This window comes from Vibrio sp. 10N.261.46.E11, from assembly GCF_041472735.1.
GTDB lineage: Bacteria > Pseudomonadota > Gammaproteobacteria > Enterobacterales > Vibrionaceae > Vibrio.
Window position 1 is genome coordinate 1 of record NZ_JBFRQW010000029.1, and the last position, 7,791, is coordinate 7,791.

Genomic DNA, 7,791 nt, shown 5'->3' on the forward strand with positions numbered 1-7,791 from the left:
TCTAACTGATCGGCATTAGCGCTCATTGAGCGCCGTTTTTATTTGTTCGAAAAACAAATGGACGTTACGGTTGAACTCGACGGAGCACTGCTTTTAGCGCTTCAAAATCGTTATCAAGATCTTCAGACAACAACTCCATTGCCGCGTGTTTTGCTAGCGGGCCAGGCAGTTCGATATCCGTACCTAAGATGTCATCAACCACTTCTTTGAATTTCGCTGGGTGTGCTGTACACAGGAACAAGCCAGTTTCATTCTCTTGCAATTGCTCTTCCAATAGACGGTAAGCAATCGCACCATGAGGTTCACACAGGTAACCTTGTGCTTTTAGGTCGCGAACTGACTCAGCGCTCTGCTCGTCAGATACTTTACCTTTGCCTAGTGTATCTAAGCCCCAACCTTTCAGTTGGCAAAGCTCTTCGATACGTGGCCAGTTATTTGGTTGGCTTACGTCCATCGCGTTCGACGTTGTCGCAATGGTCGGTTTTGGATCCCATTGACCTGTTTCTAGGTAACGAGGAACCGTGTCGTTTTCGTTGGTTGCTGCAATGAAGCGTTTAACCGGTAAGCCTAGCGCTTTCGCTAATAGACCAGCCGTTAGGTTACCAAAGTTACCACTTGGTACAGAGATAACCAGATTTTCACGTTGCTCTTTGGTTAGCTGAGAAGCCGCCTCAAAGTAGTAACAGATCTGAGCCATCAAACGGCTAATGTTGATTGAGTTTGCTGAGTTCAAGCCAATCTCTTTGCGCAGTTCAGCGTCGTCAAACGCGTCTTTTACTAATGCCTGACACGCATCAAAATCGCCATCAATCGCGACAGTGTGGATGTTCTTACCTAGCGTACAGAATAGCTTTTCTTGCAGTGGGCTGATCTTGCCTTTCGGGTATAAGATAACAACGTTGATGTTTTCCATGCCATAGAAAGCATGCGCAACCGCCGCACCAGTATCACCCGATGTAGCCGTTAAGATTGTGATTTGACCACCATCAGAAACCGCAGCTAAAGATTGAGCCATAAAACGGCCACCGAAATCTTTAAATGCTAACGTTGGACCGTGAAACAGTTCAAGTGCGTAAACACCGTCTTTCACTTGGTTGATCGGGGCTGGGAATTGGAATGCCGCATCCACTAGTTGATCAATCTGTTCTTTTGGTAACTCATCACCAATGAGAGCAGAAAGAATCTTTGAACTACGAGGGACAAAGTCCTCGGCAAGTAGTGCATCGATGTCATCGAACTTAGGCAGCTCTGATGGGAAAAATAGACCTTGATTACGACCTAGACCTTGACGAACGGCTTGGCCAAAAGAGACTTGCTCATCGTTTTCTTTGATGTTGTACAGCTTCATAACTCACTTCCTGTAACGATCGAACCTTGCTTATCTAAGCGACAAACGTGGACGAATCCTTCTTCATTTTGTACGTAGTTTTGTTCTAACCAGCGTGCAACACGCTCGGCGACATCTTGTTCTTTGCAAATGCTAAATAGCGTAGGGCCACTACCAGAAATTCCAGTAGCTAATGCTCCTGCTGACGTTGCATATTTGCGCGCATCAGCAAACCCTGGAAGCAGTTTCTCACGATATGGTTCAGCAATCACGTCTTTGATCATCTTAGCGGCTAGCTCTGGCTGACCAGAGTGACAAGCATGAATAAAGCCAGCTAAATGACGACCATGGGCAATCACATCTTGACGGCGATACTGAGAAGGCAAAATCTCTCGCGCTTCGGCCGTTGAAACCTTGATGCCCGGATACGCCATTACCCAATACCAGTCATCAAAACATGGAACCTCTTGGCTAATAATGCCTAATTCTTCAAGCATAAGCTGCACACCACCAAGGTAACATGGCGCAACGTTATCGTAATGTATGCCACCTGAAATCTTACCTTCCATTTCACCCATCAGAGCAAGCAGTTCAGTTTCATTCAACGGTTGGCCATGAAAACGGTTCAAGGCATCAAGTGCTGCGACAATTGAACATGCACTTGACCCTAAACCAGAACCGATAGGCATGTTCTTCTCTAGCGTCATCTCTAGAGACTTAACTGAGATACCTTTCTTGTCTAACTCGCGAGAGAACACAACCCAGCAGTCGTAGACAATATTTTCTTTGGTTTCAGTTGGCAACTTAGAAACAAAGCTGCCTGCTGTTTTTAGCGAGAATGGTTCATCACCGGCTTTAACCATTACTCGGTCACCAAGCAATGTGCCATCCACTGGAGACACAGCGGCCCCCAACACATCAAAACCTACACTGACATTACCGATTGATGCAGGAGCATAAACGACAACATCCATATCACTTGAACTCATTCCTAAACTCCTAATTTCCAACCAAGAGTACGCATCACATCAGAGAATACGCCAGCTGCTGTAACTTCAGTACCTGCACCATAGCCACGCAGAACGAGTGGGATTGGCTGGTAGTAACGGCTGTAGAATGCCAAAGCGTTCTCGCCATCTTTAATCTTAAACATTGGGTCATCGCCATCAACAGCTGCGATACAAACCTTACATTTACCTTCAGCGATCTCACCCACATAACGAAGGACTTTGCCTTCTTCTGCTGCGATAGCTGACTGCTCTTTGAAGTATGCATCCGCTTCTGGCAAGCGAGCCATGAACTCGTCAACCGTACCTGAATCATCAAAACCCGGTGGCAATGCTTGGTCAACTTCAACATCTTCAAGCTCAAGTGCCATGCCTGCTTCACGAGCAAGAATAAGCAGCTTACGCGCCACATCCATACCAGACAGATCATCACGAGGATCCGGCTCAGTGAAGCCGTTATCTTTAGCAATGTTGGTTGCTTGGCTGAGTGTCATACCCTCATCAAGCTTACCGAAGATATAAGACAGTGAACCAGAAAGAATGCCGTTAAACTTCTCAAGTTCATCACCTGCAGAGATTAGGTTCTGTAGGTTTTCGATTACCGGTAAACCTGCGCCTACTGTTGTCTCATACATCAGCTTACGACGAGAGTTACGTGCCACTTCACGAAGCTGATGGTAGTAAGCCATGCTTGCTGTATTTGCTTTCTTGTTTGGTGTTACCACGTGGAAACCAGCCGCTAGGAAATCAGCGTACTGCGCCGCAATACCTTCGCTAGACGTACAGTCAACCAATACTGGGTTGATGATGTGGTTACGTTGAACAAGTGCCGCTAAACGCGCTAGGCTGAATTCTTCAGTCGCACTCGACATACGGTCACGCCACTGCTCTAGCGGTAGACCGTCGCTATCTAGCAACAAGCCTTTGCTGTTTGCTAAACCACATACGCGAATCACTATGCCTTTTTCAGCCAATTTGCCTTGCTGACGTTGGATCTGGTCAACAAGTTCGCCACCAACACCGCCAACACCAACAACGAATACGTCAAGGAAGTGCTTAGAGTTGAATAGGTTTTCGTGACACGCTTTGATTGCTTCTGAGATTTTATCTTCAGGGATAACCGCAGAGATAGCACGCTCTGAAGAGCCTTGAGCAATAGCAACGATGTTAACGTTCACTTCAGCTAAAGAAGAGAAGAACTGAGAAGCAACGCCACGTGATGTACGCATACCGTCACCCACCAGCGTCACAATCGCAACATCATCCATGAACTCAACGGGCTCTAATAGGCCATCTTTAAGTTCAAGTTCAAACGCGTCTGACAACACTTGCTTCGCTTTCACTTTGTCAGCCGATTCAATACAGAAGCTGATGCTGTACTCTGAAGAAGATTGAGTAATAAGGACGATAGAAACGCCTGCAGAAGACATCGCGCCGAATACACGACTCGCCATGCCTACCATGCCCTTCATGCCCGGGCCTGATACGTTAACCATGGTTAGGTCACTTAGCGTAGTGATGCCTTTGATCGCTAGGTTATCTTCGCCAGTGTCTTGGCCAATCAAAGTACCTGCACCCTGTGGGTTGAAGCTGTTTTTGATTAGGCAAGGAATATGGAATTGTGCGATAGGTGCGATTGTTTTCGGGTGTAGAACTGAAGCACCGAAGTAAGAAAGCTCCATCGCTTCTTGGTAGCTAAGTGATTTAAGAAGACGGGCATCATCCACTAAGCGTGGGTCACAGTTGTAAACACCATCGACGTCAGTCCAGATCTCACAACAGTCAGCACGCAGACATGCCGCTAGAACTGCAGCTGAGTAGTCTGACCCATTACGGCCAAGCGTTACTAGCTCGCCTTTTTCATTACCGGCAGTAAAGCCCGGCATGATATTTACGTGACCTTGTGGAAGTGGCGATTGACGGAAGTTATGTGTAGAAATATCCACATCAACCATCGCTTCAAGGTGGTCACCTTGAGCATAGAGGTATTCCACAGGGTCAATCAGACTTGCTGGTTGGCCTTTCGCTTCCAGCACCGCTTTCATTAGCTGGATTGAAACTCGCTCACCTTTACTAATGATGCGAGCATTTACGTGATTCGGACACATGCCCAGTAAGTTAATACCATTCACGAACTGCTTAAGTTGAGCAAGAGAGGTATCAACCTGCTCTTGAAACGCAGCGCCATCAACTGACGGCAATACCGCTTGAATCTCTGTAAACAATGCAGCGAATGATGATTCGATCTCGGCAATCTGTACGTCTGCTTCACCATTTTTCAGTGCTGCTTCAATAACAGCAACCAGCTTATTTGTTGTTTTTCCTGGAGCCGATAGTACAACGGCTAGCTCTTCTTGCTGGGCATTATTAGCGATGATATCTGCTGCTCGTAAAAAACGATCTGCATCAGCTAATGATGAACCTCCAAACTTTAAAACGCGCATCCCTTTCTCCATAAGTCATAAAAATGGTACAAAAAAAGGCCTGTATCTTGTTGGATACAGGCCTTTTTTTTAAAATCCGTTACTTAGCAGCCTGCCCCAACAATGTTAATGTCGGTAATAATGGTGGTGGTCATTACTAGGTGGCTTACGTGCTGCATATCAAATTCTCTGCTTGTGCTTTACTCTACGTGTATCAATTTTTACCACTAGACGTCAATGAAAAGTTGCGTTTTTTTTACATTCACACCGTTTTTCAGAGCAAACCGTCATTTAAGGGATAAAACACCCTGCATCAACCTGATATTCAGAGACTGGATTAACTCATCAAGAAAAGGCAGGTAGTTGCATATATAGTCATAACAAAATGCTATATCGATTGTGCAGCGAACGTACAAATTCTGTGCTTTAATTAAACAATAACGTTCGAAAAACAATAATAATGACATCAGGAGTGGTAAATGAAGAGATTACTTATTCTTTTAGCCTTTGCTGTGCCTGTTGTTTGTTCAGCGAACAGCTTACCCCTATTAAGCGACCTGCCTCTATTACCCGGTCAAATAGATCGCTCTTCTCATAAGTTTTTTATCTCCACGCAAAGTGCATCAACTGAAAGCTTTGATACTTGGACAGTAGACAGTGGTTATTCCTATAGCTTGTTTTCTGATGTGGATCTTTATGTCGGTACACGAATCAACACTGCTGCACTGAAATATGAGAGTGGATTCTTGAGTGGTGTCAGTTATCAGTTTTCTGAAAGAGTCTCTTTCAACAGCTCTCTACACACCTATAACAATGAAACCGAAGACAATGAGAAATCGGTAGCCGCAGAGCTTTCCAGCCGCGTGCAGCTAACCGACAATCTAGATATGCATGCCACCCTTGATTATGAAGAGTGGCAACAAGGTGTTGAGGTAGGATTAGGGTTTCGCTTCTAATCTATCCCACTTCTTTCTTGATAAGCCCGTTAAGATTCAATCAACAATTCCGTTGAAATTAAGACACCATTCCAATCGGCATAAATGTAATCACCGGGCTGAATCAGTTGATTGTGTATAGAGAGCGTCACATTCACTTGCCCAACACCACGCTTCTCGGTTTTAAATGGTGATGCACCTAGCGCCTGAACACCCAAGTCCATTTGCGACATCATGCCAACATCCCGCACAGCACCATTAACAATCACGCCCTCCCAACCATTTTCTATTGCAAGAATAGCGAGCTGGTCACCAAGCAGTGCTTTTTGGCACGAGCCATTTCCGTCAACAACCAGCACTTTACCGCTGCCGTCGGTCTCTAAAACCTCGCGAACCTTGGAATTATCGTGATAACAACGAACTGTTACAATTTTTCCCCAGAACGCACCACGTTGACCGAAGTTCTGCAATGGAAGGTTAAGTAGGGTGACTTTGCTTTCAAACTCATCACACAAGTCGGGTGTTATATCGTGCATATATCCTCCGTGAGTAAGGCGCTACCTGTTAAGTCAGGCTTACCTCTATGCTTTTAGATGTTATTAAAATTAATCCTTTGTTTTCATTGTTCTATGCTCAATTTAATCATTAATTAAAGTTGATTGAGCATATTTATCGACTAGACTCTAAGGACAGCTTTCCGCTTCCTTGGTTCATAATCAGGTCTTTAGCATGCGAGATGTGAGAACTATCTCGAATAACCATTCTGGTTTTGATGCTAAATAATCACCATAACACTGGTTAAGTTGTAGCCATACTATTAAAGTTTGTTGCGATACGGCAATTGATGTAAATCAACAAAGTGAATGGAATTAACATTCTCGCGTTGTTAGCATGCTGTTAACATTATAGAATCCGTTGCAATCACTAAAAGAATGATTGAAAGGCGTACTGGATCTACGTTACTGGGCAATACTTCAAGGAAGGCAGATAGCTGGAAGTAAGTGTTTTTTTGAAAACTTTAAGTTATCATCAAAAATACATTACCTGTATGTTATGTTTTTGCCTAGAATTTATTCTATTAGCACAGTTTCGTCACAAATTTAGGTACCGCCAAATGCAAACCCCGCAGATTCTTATCGTTGAAGATGAGCAAGTAACTCGTAACACTCTAAAGAGTATTTTTGAAGCAGAGGGATATGCTGTTTTTGAGGCTAGCGACGGTGAAGAGATGCACCAAGTGCTATCTGATAACCAAGTTAACCTTGTAATTATGGACATCAACCTTCCAGGTAAGAATGGCCTACTACTTGCGCGTGAACTGCGTGAGCAAGCAAATGTAGCGCTTATGTTCTTAACTGGTCGTGATAATGAAGTTGATAAGATCCTTGGCCTAGAGATCGGCGCAGATGACTACATCACTAAGCCTTTCAACCCTCGTGAACTGACTATCCGTGCACGCAACCTTCTTAACCGTTCAATGAGCACAAGCTCTGTTCAAGAAGAAAAGCGTAGCGTTGAGAAGTACGAGTTCAACGGTTGGGTACTAGATATCAACAGTCGTTCTCTGGTTAGCCCAGATGGCGAAGGCTACAAGCTACCACGTTCAGAGTTCCGTGCTCTACTTCACTTCTGTGAGAACCCAGGTAAGATCCAAACACGTGCAGACCTTCTTAAGAAGATGACTGGCCGTGAGCTTAAGCCACACGATCGTACTGTAGACGTAACAATCCGTCGTATCCGTAAGCACTTTGAATCGGTTTCTGGCACACCAGAAATCATCGCGACGATTCACGGTGAAGGCTACCGCTTTTGTGGTGATCTAGAAGACTAATTCGATTCGCGTTTCTAGTCGTTTAACACTTGGTGTTTTAACCGTAGAAGCGTAATCAATCGTTAATAAAATGGGAGAATGCCAACGCATTCTCCCTTTTTTATTGTTCAGTATTCATTGGTCGCTAAGGTTTTATACCAATCACAGTAAGTAAGTGATCAAACATAGCGTAGGAAAAAAGCTTGAGAACAAGGCAGAATTTTTCGATAAGTAGTTATTCTACAATCAAAAATTCTAACGAAGTTATCGAGGTTTTTAACAAGCTAGG

At 44.4% G+C, this 7,791-nt stretch carries 6 protein-coding genes, 1 pseudogene and 1 other annotated feature; of the genes and pseudogenes, 3 read left to right on the forward strand and 4 right to left on the reverse strand.

The features are described from left to right. Positions 1-64: 64 nt before the first annotated feature. From thrC to thrA, 3 genes are read right to left on the reverse strand one after another with little or no spacing between them, the layout of a single operon-like run. Positions 65-1,348: a threonine synthase gene (thrC, locus tag AB4407_RS09875; RefSeq protein WP_372120431.1), complete on the reverse strand. Its 1,284-nt coding sequence runs from the start codon at positions 1,346-1,348 to the stop codon at positions 65-67. Beyond that, positions 1,345-2,301: a homoserine kinase gene (gene thrB / locus AB4407_RS09880; RefSeq protein ID WP_009848413.1), complete on the reverse strand. Its 957-nt coding sequence runs from the start codon at positions 2,299-2,301 to the stop codon at positions 1,345-1,347. Before thrB ends, thrC begins: the two co-directional genes overlap by 4 nt. Positions 2,302-2,318: 17 nt before the next feature. Next, the gene (thrA, locus tag AB4407_RS09885) at positions 2,319-4,778 is read right to left on the reverse strand and encodes a bifunctional aspartate kinase/homoserine dehydrogenase I (RefSeq protein ID WP_372120432.1); all 2,460 of its coding nucleotides are present in this window, start codon (positions 4,776-4,778) and stop codon (positions 2,319-2,321) included. Between the two features lie 29 nt (positions 4,779-4,807). After that, positions 4,808-4,923: a sequence feature (Thr leader region), on the reverse strand. A 313-nt stretch (positions 4,924-5,236) separates the two neighbouring features. Here thrA and AB4407_RS09890 point away from each other — a divergent pair. Continuing rightward, on the forward strand, positions 5,237-5,713 hold the full coding sequence (locus tag AB4407_RS09890) for a ribonuclease regulator (protein ID WP_372120433.1): 477 nt from the start codon (positions 5,237-5,239) through the stop codon (positions 5,711-5,713). A gap of 29 nt (positions 5,714-5,742) precedes the next feature. On the opposite strand, the gene AB4407_RS09895 is transcribed toward AB4407_RS09890, so the two are convergent. Beyond that, positions 5,743-6,228 carry a putative 4-hydroxy-4-methyl-2-oxoglutarate aldolase gene (locus tag AB4407_RS09895; RefSeq protein WP_372120434.1) on the reverse strand — a complete coding sequence of 162 codons (486 nt, stop codon included), beginning with the start codon at positions 6,226-6,228 and terminating at the stop codon, positions 5,743-5,745. A 47-nt stretch (positions 6,229-6,275) separates the two neighbouring features. On the opposite strand from AB4407_RS09895, the pseudogene AB4407_RS09900 reads away from it, so the two are divergent. Next, positions 6,276-6,434 (forward strand): annotated as a pseudogene (locus tag AB4407_RS09900) (ribonuclease activity regulator protein RraA). A gap of 372 nt (positions 6,435-6,806) precedes the next feature. Then, positions 6,807-7,523, forward strand: a complete 717-nt coding sequence (gene arcA / locus AB4407_RS09905; protein ID WP_004741534.1) for a two-component system response regulator ArcA — start codon at positions 6,807-6,809, stop codon at positions 7,521-7,523. Positions 7,524-7,791 lie beyond the last annotated feature (268 nt).

Bases quoted from the DNA above. Each gene is read 5' to 3' on its own strand.
- thrC (WP_372120431.1), bottom strand. From the start codon at position 1,348: ATGAAGCTGTACAACATCAAAGAAAACGATGAGCAAGTCTCTTTTGGC.
- thrB (WP_009848413.1), bottom strand. From the start codon at position 2,301: ATGGATGTTGTCGTTTATGCTCCTGCATCAATCGGTAATGTCAGTGTA.
- thrA (WP_372120432.1), bottom strand. From the start codon at position 4,778: ATGCGCGTTTTAAAGTTTGGAGGTTCATCATTAGCTGATGCAGATCGT.
- AB4407_RS09890 (WP_372120433.1), top strand. From the start codon at position 5,237: ATGAAGAGATTACTTATTCTTTTAGCCTTTGCTGTGCCTGTTGTTTGT.
- AB4407_RS09895 (WP_372120434.1), bottom strand. From the start codon at position 6,228: ATGCACGATATAACACCCGACTTGTGTGATGAGTTTGAAAGCAAAGTC.
- arcA (WP_004741534.1), top strand. From the start codon at position 6,807: ATGCAAACCCCGCAGATTCTTATCGTTGAAGATGAGCAAGTAACTCGT.